This is a genomic window from Myxococcus xanthus (genome assembly GCF_006402735.1).
GTDB lineage: Bacteria > Myxococcota > Myxococcia > Myxococcales > Myxococcaceae > Myxococcus > Myxococcus xanthus_A.
In genome coordinates this window covers 4,307,307-4,330,420 of sequence record NZ_CP017174.1, presented here as the reverse complement: position 1 = coordinate 4,330,420, position 23,114 = coordinate 4,307,307, and the positions used below count along the sequence as shown (strand labels likewise).

2 protein-coding genes (1 of these 2 only partly in view) are annotated in these 23,114 nt (G+C 70.1%); both read right to left on the bottom strand.

The window, feature by feature from the left end:
- On the bottom strand, positions 1 to 5,968 hold the 5' end (the start) of the coding sequence (locus BHS09_RS18230; protein ID WP_140791666.1) for a non-ribosomal peptide synthetase/type I polyketide synthase. 7,178 nt of this gene lie to the left of the window's left edge; the window shows 5,968 of its 13,146 coding nt (coding positions 1-5,968); the start codon lies at positions 5,966 to 5,968; its stop codon lies beyond the left edge, outside the window.
- On the bottom strand, positions 5,961 to 23,114 hold the full coding sequence (locus BHS09_RS18225) for a non-ribosomal peptide synthase/polyketide synthase (protein ID WP_237080415.1): 17,154 nt from the start codon (positions 23,112 to 23,114) through the stop codon (positions 5,961 to 5,963). Before BHS09_RS18225 ends, BHS09_RS18230 begins: the two co-directional genes overlap by 8 nt.

Sequence of the window (23,114 nt, the reverse complement as noted above, 5' to 3'; positions counted from 1 at the left end):
TGCGGAAGTACCGCAGCAGCGGCTCGCGCACAGCCTCGCGCACCTCGTCCAGGTCCTGGCCGAGGAAGGTGTGAAGCATCAACGTGACGTGCCCCTGGCCTGGGCCGTGTCCCGCCTTGCGGTACGTCTCGCGGTAGAGCGCCACCTTCGTCGCCAGCTCGTCCAGGTTCGAGCCCAGTCCGAGCACGTTGGTGAGGATGCCCGCCCCCACCTCACCGGCCTTCCGGAACGTCTCCGGGTTGCCGGTGGACGTCAGCCAGACCGGCAGCTCTTTCTGCTTCGGCTTGGGCCGCAGCGCCAACTCCACTTCATTGCCCGCGCCGTTGCGCCGCAGCACCGTGCCGCCGCGCCACAGCCGCCGCACTTCCTCCAGGCGCTCGATGAGCACCTCGCGCCGCCGGTCGAAGGTCCCCGGTGAGAGCGAGAAGTCATTCGCGTGCCACCCCGTGGCGAAGGACAGCCCCACGCGCCCACGGGACAGGTTGTCCACCACGGACCACTGCTCGGCGACTTCAATGGGGTCATGGAGCGGTAACACCACGCTGCCCGCGCGAATCTGCACGTGCCGCGTGAGCATCGCCAGCGCGCCGCCGACCACCGAAGGCTGCGGATACAAGCCACCGAAGGAGTGGAAACGCCGCTCCGGCGTCCAGACAGCGGAGAAGCCGTGTGCGTCCGCGAACTTCGCGCCTTCGAGGAGCAGCTCGTACTTCTCCTCGCCCAGCGAGTCCTCATCGTTCGCGAAATACGAAAGACTGAAGTCGAGAGGCCGCCGCGTGTCCGGATTGCGGCCCAGGACGGCGAAGCGCGCGGCGAGCCGCTCGGGTGGAAGGACGACGCGCATTCCGCGCGCCAGTGCCCACAGCACGTCCAATCCCGACGGGTCGGCCGAAGGACCACCCGCCGCCAACCACACGTCCCCCTCGCCCGCGCCCGTCCGGGCATCCAATGAGGCCAGCACGTGCGCGACGTTGCGGTGGCTCAGCATGACCCGGCCGTGTCCGCCCAGCACCTCGGGCGAAGGAACGATAAAGGCCAACCGCTCCGCGGGCACGCGCTCCGTCGCCTCCGCGCTCGAATCGACCGAGCCCGCCGCGAGGGCGCGGATTCCCTTCGGCAACGCCGGCACGTCCTCCGTCCGGGCCACCAGCAACAACCGGGGCCCCTGAGCAGGCAACAGGGACGTCAGCTCCGCGACCTCTCCGGCCGTCACGGGAAGGCATGCGCCGCCCGCCTCCAGCACACCCCAAAGCGCGATGACCGACTCCACTGACGGCGTGATGCGCACCGCCACCGGCACGTCACTGCCCACGCCCTCCTGCTTCAACCGGACCGCGAGACCTCGGGCCCTTGCCGACAACTCCCGCCACGACAGGCGACGGTCGCCCATGCTGATGGCCACCGCGTCCGGCGTCCGTGCCACCCACGAAGCAAACCGTGCCAGCACAGCCGCATCCGCGAGGTCCCGATGCCCAATGCTCGATGACTGACCGGAAGGCGGCTCGCTGGAAGCCACGGCCTGACCAGACTTGGTATCCCCTTCCAACGAAGCAGGCACCCGCGCGACAGCGCTGCGTTCCTCCGGGGCCGACAGCGGCATCCGTGACACGCGAAGCGCTGGGTTCGCGAGGGCCGCCCCCAGCAACGTCTGGAGGTGGGCCGACAGGCGCGCGATGCGCGGCTCGTCGTAAAGGTCGGTGGCGTACTCGATGAAGCCGTGGAAGCCGCCGCTCTCGCTCTCGTTCAGCAGCAGCGTCAGCTCACCGAGCGTGGCACCGAACTGCGCGGGCGTTCCCGGCACCTCCACCAACTGCATGTCCAGGCCCGCCACGGAGGGCGGCGCCGTGGTGACGTGCGCGTGTAGCACCAGCGCTGCGTCACACAGCCGCGAGCGTGCCGGGTCCCTTCCGGAGGCCACCAACGGCAGCAGGTGCTCGAAGGGCACGTCCTGGTGACTGGACGCGCCGACCGTCGTCTCACGGGCACGCGCCACCAGCTCGCGGAATGACGGGTCACCCGACAGGTCGGTGCGCAGGGCCATCGCATGGGCCACGAAGCCGATGAGAGGCTCCAGCTCGCCACGGGCACGGTTGCCCACCGGCGTCCCCACCACGATGTCCTCGCGTCCCGAGTACCGTGCGAGCACCGACGCCAGGGCCGCCAGCAGCGTCATGAAGGGCGTCACACCCTCACGCTGGCTGAAGCCCATCAACGCCGCGCTGAGCTCACGCGAGAAGGCCACCGGGAAGCGGGCGCCACGCAGCCGCAGGTCGGCCCCTCGCGGCCGGTCCGAGGCCAGCTCCAACGACGGAGGCAGGTCCGCCAGCACCTCGCGCCAGTACGCCTCTTGGGCCGCAAGTGTTCCACCCGCCAGCGAGCGGCGCTCCCAGGCCGCCGCGTCCACGTACTGCACCGCCAGCTCCGGCAACGGAGCGGGCTGCCCCGCGAGGAACGCCTGATAGTTCGCCGCGGCCTCACGGAAGAAGGCCACCATGGACAGCGTGTCCGAGGCGATGTGGTGCACCGTGAGCAGCATCAGGTGCTCGGCCTCGGCCAGTCGCAGCAGGCTGGCGCGGACGATGGGCCCGTGCTCCAGGGAGAACGGCCGCACCGCCTCATCCAGTGCCAGCCGCAGCGCCTCCGCCTCCCGGTCACCCCCGTGGGAGCGCAGGTCCACCACTGGCACCTGGATGCGGACTTCGGCGGAGAACCGCTGGCGCACACGCCCGTCCTCCACGCGGTACGTCGCGCGGAGCATCTCGTGCCGGCGGATGACTTCGTTGACGCTCCGCTCCAGGACCGGAACATCCAGGGCGCCTGAGATGCGCACGGCCAGGGGCATGTTGAGGGACGGGTTGCCCGGGTCGAGCTGCTCCATCCGCCAGACGCGTTCCTGCACCACGGACAGCGGCAGCTCACCCGCGCGGTCGATGCGGAACATCACCTCGGATGCCGCCCTGCCAGCCAGGGGGCCCGCCGCCTGGAGCATCGCCTCGATGCGCGCGGAGATGCCCGCCACGGTTGGGGCCTCGAACAGCGCGCTCAGCGGGAGCTGTACGGAGAACGTCTCACGCAGACGGGTAAGCATCTGCGCCGCCATCAGTGAGTTGCCGCCCAGCTCCAGGAAATCATCATCCGGGCCGACATCCACCGCCCCCAGACGCTCGCGCCAGATATCCATGACGCGCTGCTGGATCTCCCCCACGGTGACGGGAGCCGATGCGCCAGTGGGGGCGATGGGGAGCACGGAGCCGGTGCCAGCCAGCGCGGCCCCTGCCACGGCCACGGAGGCCATGGGCAACACGAGCGGCGCGCCCGACGACTCCAGTCGGCAGGACTTCTCCTCGAACGGATACGTGGGCAACGACACGCGGCGGCGCGGCTCCGCGCCATGGAACTTGTCCCAGGCGACGTCCACACCGGCCCCCCAGAGGTCTCCCAGGGACTGCAACAGCCCACGGGCATCGCTTTCGGTGGGACGGCGGCGCAGCGAAGGCGCCACGACCAGCTGTCGCTCCTTGCGCGCCCGCCCCCGCGCCAGCGACGTCAGGTCCGTCCCTGGTCCCACCTCCAGCAGGACACTGCACCCATCCCCGAAAAGCGTCTCCAGGCCCGCGGCGAAGCGCACCGGCTGTCGCATTTGCCGGGCCCAGTACGTGGGGTCGGTGGCCTCTTCCGGGCGAATCCACGTACCCGTGAGGCTGGACACATACGGCAACTCCGGCGCCTTGAGGCGCAGCGAGGACACCGCCCGCGCCAGGTCCACCATCAGCGGCTCCACGGCGCTGGAATGGAAGGCATGGGCCGACGGCAACCGCACCATGCCCACGCCGCGACTCGACAGCATGGCCTGCAACGCGTCAATGGCCTCCACCGGTCCGGAGACGACGCATCGGCCCTCGCCGTTGACGGCCGCCAGCGAGAGTCCCTCGCTGAGGAACGGAACGAATTCCGCCTCCTCCAACCCCACCGCGAGCATCGCGCCAGCGGGCATCCGCGCCATGAGCGCGCCACGCACCACCGCGAGCCGCAGGCCGTCCTCCGGCGACAACACACCCGCCACACAGGCCGCTGCGTACTCACCAAAGCTGTGACCCAGCACCGCATGCGGCCGGACGCCCCAGGACATCCAGAGTCGGGCCAGTGCGTGCTCGACGATGAAGAGCGCGGGCAGCGCGACACGAGGGTCCGCCAGCGTCTGGGCCGCGATGGCCTCCTGTCCCTGCGCGGGCAACAGGAGCGCGCGCACCTCGGCGGCAAGCGATGGCTCCAGCCGTGCCAGCGCCGCGTCCACGTCCTTCCGGAAACCCGGTTCCACCGCGTGCAGCTCGCGGCCCATGCCCACCGCCTGCGCACCCTGCCCCGGAAACAGGAAGGCCACGCGGCGATTCCGCCCCGCCTCCACCGCCGCGGGCTTGCGCAGCCGCTCCGCCAGTTCAGCCCCATCCGCCGCCACCACCGCACGGCGATGCTCGAAGGAACGGCGGCCCACGTTCCGGGTGAAGGCCACATCTTCCAGCGCCAGTCCCGGCGCGGACTCCACGTGCGTCGCCAGCTCGCGAGCCATGACCTCCAGGGCGGAAGGCGTCCGGGCGGACAACGTCACCACGTGCAGCGGACGGTGGCCGCGCGCCTTCTCGTCCGCCGGAGGCGCCTCTTCCAGGACGACGTGCGCGTTGGTCCCGCCGATGCCAAAGGAGCTCACACCCGCACGGCGCGGCCTATTCTCCCGCGGCCACGCCTTGAGCGCCGTGTTGACGAAGAACGGGCTGCGCTCAAAGTCAATCTCCGGGTTGGCGCGCTCAAAGTGCAGGCTCGGCGGCAGCTCACCGTGCTGAAGCGACAGCACCACCTTGATGAACCCCGCCACGCCAGCCGCCGCGTCCAGGTGCCCCAGGTTCGTCTTGAGCGAGCCGATGGCGCAGAAGCCCGAGCGCTCCGTCGTCTTCCGGAACGCCCGCGTCAGCGCGGCGATTTCGATGGGGTCGCCCAGCGACGTGCCCGTGCCGTGGGCCTCCACGTAGCTGATGTCGTCACCGCCCAGGCCCGCATAGGCCAGCGCGTCCGCGACGACCTCCGTCTGGCCCTCGATGCTCGGCGCGGTGTAGCCGACCTTCTGTTGACCGTCGTTGTTGACGGCCGAGCCCTTGATGACCGCGTGGATGTGGTCACCGTCCCGCAGCGCATCCGAGAGCAGCTTGAGCACCACCACGCCCGCGCCGTTGCCCGCCACGGTGCCACCCGCGCGGTGGTCGAAGGCGCGGCAGTGACCGTCCGGCGAGAAGATGAGCCCATCCTGGTGCAGGTAGCCCGTGCGCTGCGGGCTGGCGATGCGCACCGCGCCCGCGAGCGCGATGTCCGACTGCCGCGTCAGCAGGCTCTGGCAGGCCATGTGGATGGCAACCAATCCAGTGGAGCACGCGGTGTAGACGGCGACGCTCTCGCCCCGGAGCTGGAGCTTGAAGGACGCCTTCATCGCCAGGCTCTCCGGGCCCGCGGTGGCCAGCTCCAGGCCCGCGCCCGCGTCCTTCCGCGCCTCGCTCAGCAGGTTCAGCAGGTGGCCGGACGAACCGGCGCCCGCGTAGAGCGAGATGCGCCCCTTGTAACGAGAGGGGTCATACGCCGCGTCCTCGAGCGCCGCCCAGGCGGACTGGAGGAACACACGCTGCTGCGGGTCCATCCACTGCGCCTCGCGCAGCGGGATGTCGAAGAAGCCGTGGTCGAAGCCATCCGCGCCTTCGAGGATGCCCCCCGCGCGAATGAAGCGCGGGTGCCGCCACAGGTCCTCGGGAATGAGCGGTGAGCGCTCCAGTTCGTCCTCGGAGAAGAACGAGATGGACTCCACGCCGCCACGGACGTTGTTCCAGAAGTCACCCAGGTTACGAGCGCCCGGGAAACGCCCCGCCATGCCGATGACCGCGATGTCGCTGCTGGAGTCCTCGCCCTGCATGTCATCAAGCTCAGCCATTGCCGTGATTCCCTCGCCGGCCCTGCCGACGGATCGCCTGACGCCGCTGCTGGGCGCGATCCACGTGGGCCTCGTTGTCCTGGGTGTCTGCCGCCGGCTCGCCGTCCCGCTCCAGGGACATGACGAACGCGCGGACCGTGGGATGTTCAAAGAAGCGCGTCGCCGGAACGTCGCGCTTCAGCTCGTCGCGCAGCAATGCGCACGCCTTGACCACGGACATGGAGCTGCCGCCCAGGTCCGCGAAGAAGTGGTCCTCCACACCGACCCGCTCCACGCCGAGCACCTTCGCCCAGAGCGCCGCCACCTGACGCTCCAGCGCGGTGGTGGGCTCCACGAAGGCACTCCCTGCCGGACGTGAGACCTCCGGCTCCGGCAGCGCGAGCCGGTCCAGCTTGCCCACCGGCGTGAGCGGCAGCGCCGTCAGCGGGACCAGCGCGGAAGGCACCATGAACTCGGGCAGCGACTCCGCCAGGAAGCCGCGAAGGCCGTGGGGGTCCAACGTCTCCCCTGCCCGAGGCACCGCGTAGGCCACCAGTCGCTTGCCTCCCGCGGGGTCGGGCCGCGCCACCACCACCGCCTCGGCCACCGACGGGTGCAGGCGCAACGCCTCCTCCACCTCGCCCGGCTCCACCCGGTAGCCACGCACCTTCACCTGGCCGTCCAGCCGTTCGAGGAACTCCAGCGTGCCGTCCTCGCGGTAACGCACGCTGTCGCCCGTGCGATACAGCCGCCCGCCCACCTCCGAGCCGAAGGGGTCCGGAACGAAGCGCTCCGCAGTCAGCTCCGGCCGTCCCTGGTACCCCCAGGCGAGGCCGTCACCGCCGATGAGCAGCTCACCCGGCACGCCCACCGGCACGGGGCGCAACTCCGCGTCCACCACGTACACCCGTGTGTTCGCGATGGGACGGCCAATGGGAATGGCCCCTGGCGCGACGGCGCCCTCCATCACATGGCAGCAGGTGAAGGTGGTGCCCTCGGTGGGCCCGTACCCGTTGACCAGGATGCCGCCGCGCCCGAGCCGCTCCCGCACCGCGGCCGGTGGGAGCACGTCACCGCCCGCCAGGAGCTGCCGCACGCCATCCAGGGCGTCCGGCCTCGCGGCGGAGAGCGCATCGAAGAGCGCGGCCGTGAGCCACAGCGTGGTGACACCGTGACGCGCAAGTACGTCCTTGAGCGTGTCCACCGTGGGAGGCTGCGCGGGGAAGAGGACCAGCTTCGCGCCGTGCAGCAGCGCGCCCCACAGCTCGAAGGTGGCGGCATCGAAGCAAATGGGCGCCAGTTGGAGGAAGACCTCGTCCGCGCCCCACCGCGCGAAGCGGGAGCCCAGCACCAGCCGGGCCACCGCGCGCTGCGGCACGCAGACGCCCTTGGGCCTTCCCGTGGAGCCTGACGTGTACATGACGTACGCCAGCGACTCCGCCGGGACCGTCACGCGAGGAGAAACCGTGGGCTCACGCGCGATTTCATCCCAGGCCGAATCCAGGAGCACCACGTCCGCACTGCCCGAAGGAAGCAGGGCCAGCACGGCCTGCTGCGCCACCACCACGGGGAGGCGCGTGTCCTCCACCATGAACGCCAGGCGCTCGCGAGGGTACGTGGGGTCCAACGGCACGTAGGCGCCACCAGCCTTGAGGATGCCGAGCATCCCCACCACCAGGTCGATCGAACGTTGAACGCACAGCCCCACGGGAGTCCCCTGAACCACCCCCTGCCTGCGCAGGTACCACGCAAGCTGGTTCGCCCCCCGGTCCAGCTCCGCATAGGTGACCCGAGCCTCCTCGCACACCACCGCGACCGCGTCCGGCGAGCGCGCCACCTGAGCCTCGAAGAGCTCCGCGAGGCACGCTTCTCGGGGGTACTCCACCGCGGTGTCGTTCCACGCCACGAGCAGACGCTGACGCTCCGCCATGTCCATCATCGGCAGCTCGCCCAAGCGTTGGCCGGCGTCCGCCACCGCGCCTTCCATCAACACCCGGAGCCCCTTCATCAGCCGGGTGGCCGTCGCCTGCGTGAAGAGGTCCGCGTCGTACTCCAGGGTGCCGGTGAACCCCTCTGGTGCGTCGGTCAGGGACAACGTGAGGTCGAACTTCGCCGTCCCCGAGGCCAGCTCCACAGGGCGCAGGGCCAGCCCTTCCGGCGCGGCGTCCTGGTGCGTGGCTTCGTGGAGCGCGAGCACCACCTGCACCAGGGGTGCATGGCTCAGGCTCCGTGGCGGTTGCAGCGCCTCCACCAGCTTCTCGAACGGCACGTCCTGGTGGGCGTATGCGTCCAGCGTCGCCTCCCGGACCTGACGCAGGAACTCACGGAAGGAGCTCGAGCGCGGCAGACGCGCGCGGAGCACCAGCGTGTTGACGAAGAAGCCAATCAGGTTCTCCAGCCCAGGCTGATGCCGGCCCGCGATGGGCGAGCCCACGCACACGTCCTCCTGGCCCGACACCCGCGACAGCAAAAGCTGGAAGGCCGCCAGCAGGCCCATGAAGGGCGTGACGCCTTCTCGGATGCACAGCGCGCGGAACGCCTCCGACAGCTCGGCGGGGAAACGCACCGCCAGCGTGTCGCCTCTGAAGCGCTGCAAGCTCGGCCGGGGGAAGTCCTTGGGAAGCTCCAGGACAGGCGGAGCCCCGGCGAGCTGCCTTCTCCAGTATCCAACCTGCGCGGAGAGCGCCTCCCCCTGCAGCCACTGGCGCTGCCACACCGCATGGTCCGCTGGCTGAATTGCAGGCGCTGGCAGCGAGGAAGGCCGGCCCCGCAGCTCCGCGCCGTAAAGCGCCGACAGCTCCCGCACGGCCACGCCCAGCGACCACCCGTCCGAGACAATGTGGTGCAGCGTGAGGACCAACAGGTGCGCATCACCGGCCGTGCGAATCAGCAATGCCCGACACAGAGGGCCATTCACCAGGTCGAACGGGCGGCGAGCCTCTTCCAACGCGGCGAGCACGGCCTGTGCTTCACGCTCCGCCTCCGGAAGCCCCTCGAGGTCGACCACGGGGAGCGCCACGTCGCCGTTCGGATGGATGACCTGGACGGGCTCTCCCGCGTTGCTGGAGAAGGTGGTCCTCAGGGCTTCGTGACGCAGGAACAGCCCCGCCAGTGCCCGCTCCAGGGCAGGCACATCCAATGGCCCGGAGAGCCATGCGGCCCAGGGGACGTTGTAGAGGGCCGTGCCCGGCTGGAGCTGTTCCAGCAGCCACAGTCGCTCCTGCATCGTCGACAGTGGCAGGGGGTTGTCCCTGGACACGGGGACGATGGGCGGCGGGCGCACCGTTCCGGATGACTGCCGGGCCTCGCGAATGCGCTCGGCCAGCCTGGCCACGGTCGGGTCGTCGAAGAGGGCCCGCAGCGGCAAGGCAACGCCAAAGGTGGCGTGAATCCGTGTGACGACCCGCGTGGCCAGCAGGGAGTGACCGCCCAAATCGAAGAAGCTGTCGGAGGCTCCGACACGGGAGACGCCGAGCAGCTCGCCAAAGAGCCGCGCGAGCAATTCCTCCTCGGGGCCTCTGGGTACGATGACCTCCGATTCGCCAGTGGGCGCGGGCAGCGCGCGCCGGTCCACCTTGCCGTTGGGCGTCAGCGGCAGGCGCTCCAGCACCATAAAGACGGCAGGCACCATGTACGCCGGCAAGTGCGTGGCGAGGAAGGTCCGCAGGAGCGAAGGCGCGGGAGGCGCGGCGGCTTCCGCGGTCGGTACGACGTAGGCCACCAGGTGCCGCGATCCCCCTGCTTCATCCTCTCGCGCCAGCACCACGGCTTGCCGGACGTCGGGGTGACGCAGCAGCGCGGCCTCGACCTCGCCCGGCTCCACGCGGAAGCCACGCACCTTCACCTGCGCGTCCACGCGACCTTCGAACGTCACCACGCCATCCGCCAACAAACGGACCCGGTCACCTGTCCGGTAGAGCCGCGTCCCGGGACGCTCACTGAACGGGTTCGGAACGAAGCGCTCCGCCGTCAGCGCGGGTTGTCCCAGATAGCCCCACGCGAGTCCGTCGCCACCAAGCCACAGCTCCCCCACGCCTCCCGGCGGCACCGGCGCCATGTCCTCGTCGAGCACGTACTGAACCGTGTTCGCCAGCGGCTTCCCGATGGGAATCGATACGGCGCCCTCGGGCACATCCGTGACGAGGTGCCACGTGGAGAACGTGGTGTTCTCCGTGGGGCCATAGACGTGCAGCAGCCGCTCGGGAGCACCTTCACGAAGGACCCGGCGGACCGGCCGCGGGTCCACGGCCTCACCTCCGAAGTGCAGCTGTCGCAACCCGCTGAAGGCGTCCGGCACTTCCGCGGCCACCTGGTTGAACCAGGCCGTGGTGAGGAAGAGAACGCGAATGCCCTCCTCCCGCAGCCAGGACGCGAAGGCACGCGGAGAGAGCGCTGTCTCCCGCTCCACGCCAACCACTCGGGCACCGTTGAGGAGCGCACCCCAGATTTCGAACGTGGCCGCGTCAAACGAGGCGTTGGATGCCTGCGCCACGCGATCCTCAGGCAGCACGCGGATGAAGTCCGTCTCCACCACCAGCCGGACCACGGCCTGATGGGAAACACAGACGCCCTTGGGAGTCCCCGTGGAGCCGGAGGTGTAGATGACGTAGGCGGCATCCGCTGCGCCGACTCCGGCTCCCAGCGTCTCCGGTACAGCGGCGTCCCCTTGCGCCGAGACCGCCTCCACCGTGAGGACACTCACGCCCTCTGAAGGCACCGCGCCCCGCAGCCGTTCCTGCGTCAGCAGTACTGGCGCCCCCGCATCCGCTATCATCCATGCGAGCCGCTCGCGCGGGTACGTCGGGTCCAGGGGCACGTAAGCCGCCCCCGCCTTGAGGATGCCCAGCATCCCGACGACCAGCTCGGCGGAGCGCTCCACGCAGAGGCCCACGAGAGTCCCTCGTCGGACTCCCAAGGCCCCCAACCGGTGCGCCACCTGGTTCGCCCGCGCGTTCAGCGCGGCATACGTCAGCGACGTGCCGCCATACCGCACCGCCACCGTCTCTGGCGTCCGCGCGGCCTGGGACTCGAACAGCGAATGCACCGTGGCTTCGCGGGGGTACGTGGTCGCGGTGGCGTTCCACTCCACCAGCACGCGGCGCCGCTCGGCCTCCGACAGCAGGGACACGTCGCCCAGTCGCTGCTCAGGACGACGCCACATCGCCTGAAGCAGACCGCCCCAGTGCGTCAGCAACTGCTCGGCGGCGGCCTTCGAGATGCGCTCCTGACGGTACAGCAGCTTCAGTCGCAAGGAGCGACCCGGCACGACCACCGCGGTCAGCGGATAGTGCGTGCGCTCGAAGGCAGCGAAGTCCCGCAGCGCCAACCCGGCGGCACCGCGCGCGTGCGTCGCATCCACCGGGTAGTTCTCGAACACGAGGAGACTCTCGAAGAGCGGCGTGCCTCGGGGAACGTCGCTCCACCCTTGAAGCCGGGTGAGCGGGACGTGCTCCCGTTGCCCCAGCTCCACCAGCAGGGACTGAAGCTCGCGCAGCCAGGGCAGCAACCCGGCGCCATGTTGAATACGGGCGCGAACAGGGAGCGAGTGGATGAACAACCCGACGGCTTCCTCGATGCCCGGCAGCTCAGGCGGTCGGCCCGCGAGTGTCGTCCCGAACATGACGTCCTGCCCGCCTCCATAGCGGGACAACAGCAACGCCCACGCTCCGTGGACCAGCGTGCTCGGCGTCAGCCCGTGGCGGCGTGCGAAATCCTGGAGTGCGGCGGTATCGGCCTCGCCCAGCTCCAGTGCGTGCTCACCCGTGTCACTCGCCGCGGTGGAGCCTCCTTCCGCGGGCAATGGCGTCGGCGCGTCGATGCCCTCGAATTGCGCCCGCCAGAAGGCTTCATCCTGCTCGGGTCGGCGGCGGCCCAGCCATTCAACGTAAGTGCGGAAATCCATCACGGCGGGCGGGCGCCAATCTGCCCCCGCTGAAATCACCGCGTAAGCATCGAGCACCTCGCCAAGGACTCGCGCCAGGCTCCACCCATCGAGCAGCAGGTGATGGAAGCTCCAGACGAACCGCCAGGACTGGTCTTCCAGTCGAATCAGCGCCAGCCGCATCAGCGGCGCCTTCGACAGGACAAAGCCCTGCGCCCGGTCCTCACGCAGAAACGCGGCCAGTGACTGGGATTGTTCCTCCGAGGAGCGCCCGCGCCAATCGAACTCACGCCACACGGGAGTCGCCCGTGAATGGACCACCTGGACAGGTTCCTCCAGCCCCTCCCAGAGGAACGAGGTGCGCAGGGAGGAATGCCGTTCGGACACCGCCTCCCAAGCTCGCCGAAGCGCCCCGGCGTTCAGCGGACCGGCGAGCGTCCAGCTTCGCTGCTCGAAGTACGCGTCGGTGCCGGGCTCCAGCAGCACCTGAAACAACAACCCATGCTGGAGGGGTGAGAGCGGATGACGCTCCTCCGTTGCGCCCGCGAGTTCCACCAGCGTTTCGACACAGTGACGCGCCAGGGCTTCGATGCGCGCACGCGAATGCAGCGCCTCGCTGTAATGCCAGGCCAACTCCAGGCGTCCGCCCACGACGCGAGCCACCACCTCCAACACATGGCTCCGGAGCCCACGCGTCCCCTGGGAGGCGCCCGTGGGCTCCGGCGCCAGCGTGAACAGCGCCGATTCCCGCGCACCTGAGTCGATTTGCCCCAGGTAGTTGAAGAGGACCTCAGACGAAGCACCGGCCTCATGACGGAGGTAGCGCAGCAGGCCATATCCAAGGCCCCTGCCCTTCCGGTGCTCACGTGCCGCGCGAACCGACGCGAGCACGGAGGCGGACGCCATCTCCTCCGGCAACTCCAGACGCACGGGGAACAACGCGGTGAACCACCCCACCGTGCGTGAGAGGTCCACGTCGTCGAACAGCTCGTCGCGCCCGTGGGCCTCCAGGTCGATGCGCAGTCGGCGCCCGCCACTCCATCGAGCCAGCGCGCTCGCAACACCCGTGAGGAGCACGTCTTCAAGGCCCGGCTGAGGTCCAGCCGACGATGCACGAAGCAGCGAGTGCATCACGTCGGCATCCAGCGCCACCGTGATGACGCGCTCCGAATCCTGCGAGTTCACCCCACCCGGCACATCCCGAGGAAGCGCAGCCACTTCCGCGCTCAGTACATCCCGCCAGTAGGTTCCCTCCTCCGCGGGCAATCCCGAGGCCGCATGCGCCTCCAACCGTTGTGCCCAGGCCTGGAACGACGTCGTCTTCGCGGGAAGCGTCACCGGCTCGCCGCGAGCAAGCTGCCGAAGCGAGGTCTCCAAGTCCTCCAACAACACGCGCCAGGAGACGCCATCCACCGCGAGGTGGTGGATGACCAGCAGCAGCCGTCCCGTCCGGTCCGGTCCCCAGTCGAACAACACCGCGCGCAGGAGGCCCCCCGCGTTCAGGTCCACCTCCGCCTGTTCCTCCGTGGCGGTGCGCTCCATCGCCACGGCCTGCGCGGATGCCTCCACCCCGGACAGGTCCACGAGCCGCAGTGGCACGTCGAGCCCTGGCTCCGCGCACGACTGCGCCCACCCCGTCTCACTCCGTGACAGCCGCAGCCGGAGCGCATCGTGATGGTCCACGAGGGCTCGCAGTGCCCGAGCCAGCACGTCCGACTCCAGGCGCTCACGGGGCTCCAGCATCAACGCCTGGTTGAAGTGATGCGCTTCAGGAAGCTCGCGCTCGACGAACCACCGCTGGATGGGCGTCAACGGCACGGGCCCTACAACCGGGCCCTGGTCTCCCAGGCGACGACGGCTTGTCGCCACCTGGGACAGCCCTGCCACCGTCGGATGCTGGAAGAGCTGGCGCGCCGTGAGGTGGATGCCCACCTGCCGCGCCCGCGCAATCACCTGAAGCGCGAGGATGGAGTCACCGCCCAACTCGAAGAAGCGGTCCTCGGCGCCAACCCGCTCGACGCCCAAGACGCTCGCCCAGATGTGCGCGAGCTGAAGTTCCAGCGCGTTACGCGGCTCGACGTGGGCCGCACCACTCCCCTGCGTTGCCCGCACCGGTGCGGGGAGGCCACGACGGTCGAGCTTCCCACTGGGCGACAGCGGGAGCGCGTCCAGCGTGACGAAGGCGGACGGCACCATGTGCTCGGGCAGTCGCTCACCGAGGAAGGCCCGAAGCTCCGATGCCACGTCCCCCGAGGACGCGACCACGTACGCCACGAGGCGCCGGTCTCCCGGGACGTCCTCTCGAATCGCTACCGCCGCCGTCCGCACGCCGGGGTGCAGGGACAGCACGGCTTCAATCTCACCCAGTTCGATGCGGAAGCCCCGCACCTTCACCTGGTCATCCAGGCGGCCCAGGTACTCGATGGCGCCATTCGCCAGGAAGCGGGCCTGATCGCCCGTCCGGTACATCCGCGCCCCCGGCTGCGCCGCGAAGGCGTCCGGCAAGAATCGCTCAGCGGTCAGGTCCGGCCGCTGCCAGTAGCCGCGCGCCAGCGGTGCACCACCGATGTACAGCTCACCCGGAACGCCCGCCGGCACGGGACGCAGCCGCGCATCCAGCACGTACATCCGCGCGTTGGCGATGGGACGCCCGATGGGCACGACATGTCCACGGTCCTCACGTGAGCAGGCCCACGCCGTCACGTCCACCGCGGCCTCCGTCGGGCCGTAGAGGTTGTGAAGCTCGGCGGGCAGGCACGAGAAGAAGCGGTCCCGCAGCTCGGGAGGCAGGGCCTCGCCACTGCAGAACACCCTTCTCAGGCTGGCGCAGGACACCGCCAGCTCCGTCTCCTCCAGGAAGGGCCGGAGCATGGACGGCACGAAGTGCAACGTGGTGATGCGCTCGCGAGCGATGGTGTCCGTCAGGTACGCGGGCTCCCGGTGCCCACCAGGCCGCGCCATCACCAACCGCGCGCCCGCCAGCAGCGGCCAGAAGAACTCCCACACGGAGACGTCGAAGCTGAACGGCGTCTTCTGGAGGACGCGGTCGCTCGCATCAAGCCCGTAGGCCTCCTGCATCCACAGGAGCCGGTTGCAGATGGCGGCATGCGTGTTCATCGCCCCCTTGGGCCGGCCCGTGGAGCCCGAGGTGTAGAGGACGTATGCCAGCCCGCTCCCTTCCACGGTCAAGTCGAGACGCTCCTCGCGCTCGTGCGCCACCGCGTCCCACTCCGAGTCCAGGCACACCACGGTGGCGCCGCCCCGAGGCAGGCGTTCCGACCACCGAGCCTGCGTCAGCAGCACCGGCGCCGCGGCGTCCGCGAGCATGTACTCCAGTCGCTCGCGGGGATACTCCGGGTCGAGCGGCACGTAGGCGCCCCCCGCCTTGAGCACGCCGAGGAGCCCCACCACCATCTCCAGCGAACGCTCCACACACAGCGCAACCCGCGTGTCCGACCCCACGCCTCGGGCCCGCAGGTAGCGCGCGAGCTGATTCGCGCGCCGGTCCAGCTCCCCATACGTGAGGGTGTCGCGCTCGAAGCTCAGCGCCACCGCATCCGGTGTGCGGTCCACCTGCGCTTCGATGAGCCGATGCAGGACGCTCACTCCCGGCCAAGGACGGTCCGTGTCATTCCACGCCACCAGGACCCGGTGCCGCTCCGCCGAGGTCATCAGGGGAAGCGCGTGCACCCGCTGTTCCGGCTCACGGACGCCCGCCTCCAGCAGGACGCGCAGGTGCTCCAGCAGGCGCGATGCGGTGTCCGGCTCGAACAGGTCGGTGCTCAGCTCCAGGTTCGCGGAGAAGCCTGCCGTCGTGTCCGTGATGATGAGCCGCAGGTCGAACTTCGCGGTGAGACTCGGCTGCGGCTGGACGTTCAGCCGGAGCCCCGGAATCACCAACTCCGGCAGCGGGTCCTCCTGCATCACGAGCATGGCCTGGAAGAGCGGGCTGCGGCCCAGGTCGCGCTCGGGCTGGAGCGCCTTCACCAGTTCCTCGAAGGGTGCGTCCTGATGCGCGAAGGCCCCCAGCACGGTCTCCCGCGCGCGGGCAATCAACTCCCGGAAGGAGGGCGCGCCCGCCAGCGACACGCGCAGGACCAGCGTGTTGACGAAGCAGCCGATGAGCCCTTCCAGCTCGGTCCGGTCACGGCCCTCCACCGGCGTTCCCACGCACAGGTCGTCCTGCCCTCCATGACGGGACAGCAGCGCGGAGAAGCCCGCCAGCAGCACCATGAAGGGCGTGGCGCCCTCGCGCTGGGCCAACGTTTTCAGCGCACGCGACAACTCCGAACCCAGGAGCACGCTTCGGCTCACGCCACGGCTGCTGCGCACGGCCGGTCGAGGCTGGTCCGTGGGCAGGTCCAGCGCCCGAGGTGCCCCTTCCAACCGGGTCCGCCAATACGCGAGTTGCGCCTCCAGCGCCTCGCCGCGAAGCCAGTCGTGCTGCCACGCCGCGTAGTCCACGTACTGGAGCGGCAGCGCCAACAACGGCGAAACCTGCCCCTGGGAGAAGGCCCGATAGAGCGCCGCTACCTCGAGCACGAGCACGCCCATGGACGCGCCATCCGTCACCAGGTGGTGCAGCACCAACAAGAGCACGTGCTCACGCGCGCTCACCTGGAGCAGCGTGGCTCGAAGCGGCGGTCCCGCGCCGAGGTCGAACGCCCGCAGCGACTCCTGCGCCAATCGCAACGACAGGGCCTCCGCCTGAGCAGCCCCCGAAAGCGCGGTCAGGTCCACCCGGTCCAGAGCAAGTCGGGCCTCGGGATGGATGCGCCAGGAAGGAGTTCCGTCTTCATCGTGGAAGGTGGCACGGAGGACTTCGTGCCGCCGGACCACCTCTCTCAGAGAGCGCTCCAGCAACGCTACATCGAGCGCCCCCTCCACACGGACAGCCACCGCATCGTTGTACGCGGCGCCGCCGGGTTCGAGCTGCTCCAGGAACCAGAGCCGTTGCTGCGCGAAGGACAGTGGCAGCGCCCCTTCATGAGACCGAGCCACCAACGGAGGCACACCGGACGCCCCCAGGAGGCGAGCATCGATGCGCGCCCCCAAGGCCGCGGGCGAGGACGACTCGAACAGCTCACGCAGGGGCAGGTCCACCCCGAACGCCTCACGAATCCGGGAGGCAGCGCGTGTGGCCAGCAGCGAGTGCCCGCCCAGCGCGAAGAAGTCGTCCTCGGCGCCAACCCGCTCCACGCCCAGCAGCGAGGCCCACAGCTCGGCCAAACGGCGCTCAGTGTCCGTCCGAGGCGCCACGTACTCCCGAGCGACGTCGCGGACGCCCTCCGGCGCGGGCAACGCCTTCCGGTCCACCTTCCCGTTGGGCGTCAACGGGAGCGCGTCGAGTGGCACGAACGCCGAAGGCACCATGTGCTCCGGCAGGGAGCGCCGGGAGAAGGCCAGCAGCGCCTCCACCGAAAGCGCCGTACCCGGCCGGGCGACGACGTACGCGACGAGGCGAGCGCATCCAGCAGACTCCTCCCGCGCCACGACCACGGCCTGCGCCACGTCGGAGTGCCGCGCAAGCACGGACTCGATTTCGCCAGGCTCCACCCGGAAGCCACGGAGCTTGAGCTGGTGGTCCACCCGGCCCAGGAACTCCACCGTTCCATCCGCGCGCCACCGTGCCCGGTCGCCCGTTCGATACATCCGGGCACCGGCGTCGGCGGACACCGGATCCGGAAGGAAACGCTCGGCGGTCAACTCTGGCCGCGCGTGGTAGCCCCGAGCGACACCCGTGCCACCGATGTAGAGTTCACCGGGCACTCCCACGGGCAAGGGCCGCAGCTCCGCATCCAGCACGTACAGCGACGTGTTGGCGATGGGCGTACCAATGGGCACCGGCCCCGGCGAACCATCCACGGCGTGCGACGAGGACCAGATGGTGGTCTCCGTGGGGCCGTACATGTTGAGCAGCGCGCCGCCCACGGTGTCCCGCAGCCGTGCCGCCAGCTCCGCGGACAGCGCCTCACCGCCGACGAGCAGGCGCTCCAGCCCCGCGAGCGCCCCGGCCGCACCGGGCTCCAAGAGCAGCGCCTGGGCCAGGGAGGGCGTGCATTGCAGATGCGTGACTCCGTGCCGGCGAAGCTGCGCGGGCACGGTGATTTCCTCCTGCGACTGAAGCCGGAAGTCCCGCTCGCAGCGCTGCCGCACGGCATCCAGCGCCGGAAGGCTGGCGAGCACGGCATCCGTGTCCACGCCGAAGTCGATGAGGCACGCGACCTCATCCACGCCCAGCGCCTCGATGCGCGCCACCTGCTCCCGGCAGGTGCGCGGCGTCCCGAAGAGTCCCGCCCCTTCGAAGAAGCGCCCGAAGGCCCGTCCCACGAGCGCGTCCAGGTCCTCCGGACGAACCGATGCGGGATCCAGGTCCACGCCCAGCGTCCGGCCCAACCCGCGCATCAGGTCTGCGGAGTTGCTCAGGTAGCGCCGCAGCGGCGCTTCGACCGTCTCTCGCACGCGCTCCACGTCGTGCCCCACGAACGTGTGGAGCATCAGTGTCACATGGCCCTCGCCCTCGTGGCCCGCCTCGCGCCAGGCCCCGCGGTAGAGCGCGATGCGTGATTCCAACTCCTCCCACCGCTGTCCCAAGAGGTGCGTCAGCACGCCCGCGCCCAACCGGCCCGCTTCGCGGAAGGTGTCCGGATTGCCAGCGGCGGTCAGCCACACAGGGAGCTCGCGCTGCACGGGGCTCGGACGGATGCGGACATCGATGGGCGTCCCCGCGCCATTGGGGAACGACAGCGACTCACCGCGCCAGAGCCGCCGCAACGTGTCCAGGTCCCGCCGCGCCAGCTCCCGGCGCTCCGCATACCGCTCTGGCGCGAGGACGAAGTCATCCGCGTGCCAGCCCGGCGCCACGGAGATGCCGACGCGGCCCTTCGACAGGTTGTCGACGAGCGACCACTCCTCGGCCACGCGCACGGGGTGGTGCAGAGGCAGCACGACGCTGCCAGCGCGGATGGCCACGCGCTCGGTGATGGCGGCGATGGCCGCGCTCGTCACGGACGGATTGGGATAGAGCCCACCAAACGCATGAAGGTGGCGCTCCGGCGTCCACACCGCCTGGAAGCCATGACGGTCCGCGAACCGCGCGCCCTCGATCAACAGCCGGTAACGCTCCGCGCCTGGAGCCCCCTCGTCCGCCGCGAAGTAGAAGAGGCTGAACCCCAGAGGCTTCTGGCGCGACCGGGTCACCCGGCGCGGTGCGGCCCCCAAGGCCCCCTGCTCGCCCTGCACGGCGACCTTGAAGCCGCGCGCCAGCGTCCAGAGCAACTCCAACACGGAGATGTCGAAGGAGACGCTCGTCACCGCGAGCCACGTCCCCGGTTCGGCCCCCACGCGCGCGTCCATGCCCGTGAAGAAGCTGACGACGTTGCGGTGAGGAATCAGCACGCCCTTGGGCATGCCGGTGGAGCCCGAGGTGTAGAGGACATAGGCCAGGTTGTCGGGCGCCACGGCTCCCGGCGGCGCGGCGTCCGCCTCGCCAGCCACATCCAGCGGAACCACGGTCCTATCGCCGAACGGAAGCGCGCCCGCCAGATGCCGGTGCGCGAGCACCACCGAGGCGCCAGAGTCCTCCAGCATCAGCGCGAGCCGAGCCTCGGGGTACGACGGGTCCAGCGGCAGGTACGCACCGCCCGCCTTGAAGATGCCCAGCAGGCCCACGACCAGGTCCGCGGAGCGGTCGGCGCAGAGCCCCACGATGCCTTCAGGTCCAACGCCCTGCTCGCGCAGCCGCCATGCCACGGCGTTGGCTCGTTGGTTCAGCTCACGGTACGTGAGGGCCACGTCGCCACACACCACGGCAACGGCGTCCGGCGTGCGCTGCGCCTGCGATTCGATGAGCGCATGGATGCACGTCCCAGGGAACTCCGCCCGCGTGTCATTCCAGTCGAACAGAACCTGCCGCTGCTCCGCCTGTGGCAGTACCGGGAGTACGGAGAGGCGCTGGTCAGGGTCCGCGGCAATGGACTCCAGAAGCACGCCCAGCCGCGCCACCAGACGCGCGGCGGTGTCCGCATCAAACAGGTCCGTGGCGTACTCGAGCCACCCGCCCAGTCCCTCATGCCTGCGGGCAAGCGACAGCGTCAAATCGTAGGGCGTGGCCCCCGGGTCCACCTCCACGCGGCGAGACTCCAGGCCGGGCAGCGCCAGTCCCGCGCCGGGCTCCGGCTGGAGCACGAACAGCACCTGGAACAAGGGGGCGCGCGAGGGGTCCCTCGTGGGTTGGACGGCGTCGACCAGCCGCTCGAAAGGAACGCCCCGGTGGGCAAAGGCCGCCAGCACGCCTTCCCGCGTCTGTCCCAACAGTTCGCGGAAACGTGATGAGCCGGACACGGACGCGCGCAGGACGACCAGGTCGAGGAAGCATCCCATCAACCCTTCGAGTCCCGTCCGTTCACGCCCGTTGACGGCCGTCCCGACGCAGAAGTCCTCCTGTCCCGAATGACGTGCGAGCAGCACCTCGAAAGCCGCCAGCAACGTCATGAACAACGTGGCGCCTTCGCTCCGGCCCAACGCCTCCAGCCGAGCTGTCAGAGCCTCCGGAAACCGCACCGCCACGCGTCCACCGCGATAGGACGGCATGGGCGGTCGAGACCGGTCCTCGGGCAGCTCCAGCGCAGCGGGCACACCCGCCAGCCGCGCCTTCCACCAGTCGAGCGACGTGGCCAGGGCACCGTCCGCCTCGACCTCGCGGCGCCAGCGCGCGAAATCGGGGTACTGGAAGGCCAACCGCGGCAGCGAAGCATCACCCGCGTACAGCGCGCTCAACTCCCGGGCCAGGATAGCGAACGAGGCACCATCCGAGGCGATATGGTGCATCACCACGACCAGCACGTGCTCGTGCGCGTCCAATCGAAACAGCGTGGCCCGGAGCAGCGGACCGCGCTCGAGGTCGAACGGCGCCCGCGCGGCCTCGTGGGCCAGACGAAGCGCGGCCTCCTCGCGGGCATCCACCGGGACGTCGCGGAGGTCCACCCGGCGGAGTGACGACACCGGCGCCGACGAGGTCACCTGCGACGGCGTGCCATCTTCGTCGCGGAACGTCGCTCGGAGCGCTGCGTGGCGCTGAACGATTGCAGCGAAGGCACGTTCCAGCGCCACATCATCCAGTGCACCGGTGAGCCGTACCGCCGCCGGCAGATGATACGCGGCGCTTCCCTGCGCCAACTGCTCGAACAGCCACAGTCGCTGCTGCGCGGAGGAGAGCGGCGCGGGCGCCCCCTCCTCGCCCCGCGTCAGCTCGGCGCCAGCGGACTTCCCACGCGCCTCGAAGACGGTCCGCGCGAGTTCCCCTACCGTCGGCCCCTGAAGCAGGACCTCCATGCGAAGGACCACGCCCAGGGTCTCGACGTCGTTCGCCAGCTCCACGGCGCCCAGTGAGTCCAGACCGAAGGACGTGATGGGCGCATCCGTCGCCAACTCCTCTGGACGGACGCGAAGCCGCGCGGCGATCCGCGCCAGCAACCACGCCTCCAGTGCCTCCACGGTGAGCGGCTCGGACGCGGTGATGTCTGGCGCGGGAGCCTCAGCCTGGGGCGCATCTGCTTCCGACTCGCTCCAGGTCAGCAGCGCCCGAGCCGTCCCCGCGAGCCATTCGGCCCGGCAGGCACGCCGCTGAATCTTCCCGCTGGACGTCTTCGGCAGCGCGCCCGGCTCGATGAGGACGAGCGTGTGGAGCTGGACCTCGTGCGTCTCCGCCAGACCGCGGCGGACGGCGCCCACCACGTCCTCGGCGATCCACGGCTTGCGCGAGTCCACCTCGTACATCACCGCGAGCCGCTCCTCGCCGCCCACGTCGATGGAGAACGCCGCGCCACACCCGGGTCGCAGCGCAGAATGGCTGCGCTCCAGCGTAAGCTCCAGGTCCTGCGGATGCAGGTTGCGCCCGCGAAGGATGATGAGGTCCTTGCGCCGGCCCACGACGAACAGCTCGCCGTCCTTCAGCAGGCCCAGGTCTCCCGTCCGCAGGAACCGGGGGCCGCTGTCCGAATCCGCCAATCGCGCTCCGAACGCCGCTTCGCTCTCCTCGGGCCGCTCCCAATAGCCGTGGGCCACGCTGGGACCGGAGACCCAGATTTCCCCCACCCGCTCGGGCGGGCACGCGCGCCGCGTCTCCGGGTCCACCACGAGCAGCGTCTGCTCAGGCAGCGTCTGGCCGCACCCCACCAGCGGGCGCGCCCCGGGGCCGTCCTCGGCCGCCAGCGCCTCGTTCCGCTCCAACGCCTGGGCGTCCCATGTCCGCGTAAGGACACCTTCGCCCTTGCGCCCACCCGAGGCGATCAGCGTGCCTTCCGCGAGCCCGTAGCAGGGATAGAGCGCCTCGCGCTGGAAGCCCACGGGCGCGAAGGCTTCCGAGAAGCGGGTCATGACCTCCGGGCGGATGGGCTCGGCCCCACAGAAGGCCAACTCCCAGCGACGCAGGTCCAACCCTTCACGCTCCGCGGGAGGCACCTTCCTCACGCACAGGTCGAAGGCGAAGCACGGGCCACCGCTGATGGTGCCACCGAAGCGGGACAGTGACTCCAACCAGAACCGTGGGCGGCGAAGGAACGCGAGCGGCGACATCAGCGCCACCGGGAAGCCCGCGTAGAGCGGCTGGAGGATGCCGCCAATCAGGCCCATGTCGTGGTACGGCGGCAGCCAGATGACGCCCACGCTGTCCGAGCGGACCTGGAACGCGTGGGAGATCAGCCCCAGGTTGTGCAGCAGGTTCCCATGGCTGAGCTGCACGCCCTTCGGATCCCCCGTGGAGCCGGACGTGTATTGAAGGAAGGCCAGCGTGTCCCGCGAAGGCTCCGGACGGCGCCACCCCGCCTCGGTCCCCTCGGGCAACGCGTCGGTGGCCACCCAGCGGAGCGCGGCGAGTTCGGGGGCGCCTTCGAAGAGCCCCTCCCCCATCTCCTGGATGAAGGAGGTGGTGAGTACGACGCTCGCGCGCGCATCCCGGATGATGGCGCGCAGCCGAGGCAACGTCCTCTCCAGCCGCATCGGGTCCGGCGGATAGGCTGGGACGGCGACCAACCCGGCATACATGCAGCCGAAGAAACCCGCGACGTACTCCAGGCCCGGTGGATAGAGGAGCACCGCCCGCTCGCCCGCTCGCGCCAGGGCCTGGAGCGCCGCGCCAATGCGCCGGGCTCGCAAATCCAACCCGGCATAGCTCAGGACCGCGTCATCCCCGCCATCCTCCAGGAAGGTGTACAGCGGCCGTTCACCCAGGGACTGGGTCTGCGTTTCGAGGAGCTCCAGCAGTGTCGCGGCCGGGTGGGAGCGCAT

Coding starts and splice junctions, on each gene's coding strand:
- BHS09_RS18225 (WP_237080415.1), bottom strand. CDS start 23,114: ATGCGCTCCCACCCGGCCGCGACACTGCTGGAGCTCCTCGAAACGCAG.